This is a genomic window from Campylobacter sp. CNRCH_2016_3089 (assembly GCF_025772505.1).
In the GTDB taxonomy this organism is placed as follows: domain Bacteria; phylum Campylobacterota; class Campylobacteria; order Campylobacterales; family Campylobacteraceae; genus Campylobacter_D; species Campylobacter_D lari_D.
Map to the genome: position 1 here is coordinate 1 of NZ_JAKMSF010000062.1, position 561 is coordinate 561.

A 561-nucleotide genomic window follows, 5' to 3' on the forward strand; every position below is an offset into this window, starting at 1 on the left:
ACCTATTATAGAAGTAACATTTTTAATCTCTTCACTTTGAGCAATAACTTCACTAGTTTTATGAGATACATTTTGCATAGAAGAAGTAATCTCTTCTAATGCTGCTGCTGTTTCTTCTAAAGAAGAAGCTTGAGAAGATGAAGAATCTGTTAAGTCTTTAACAGCACTTTGTAATTTACCACTCTCATCTGCTAATAAAGAAGCAAATTCAGATGATTGTCTTAGCATAGCTACTATTTCTTGACCTAATACATTAGTGGTTACTTCAACTCCACCTTTAGCATTTTTAACTTCAGTAGTAAAGTCTAATGCCTTATAGCTATCAAATACTCTATTGATTTCATTCATATTAGAACCAACTTTTGCTTGTAATACATCAAGCATATCATTTAATACATTTTTTAATTCTATTAATTGAGGATTAGCAGGAATTGCTGTTATTCTTGCTGTTAGATTACCACCTTCTATTTCTTTAGCTGTATCAACTGATTGTTCTACTGCTTTAGCATCTTGTTCTAATGCATTTTTAGTTTTAGTGATGTTTTCATTGATGGCTTTGGC

At 31.0% G+C, this 561-nt stretch carries 1 pseudogene; it reads right to left on the bottom strand.

The features are described 5' to 3' along the window. Positions 1-561, bottom strand: a pseudogene (locus tag L8W69_RS09260) (methyl-accepting chemotaxis protein); the annotation flags it as partial.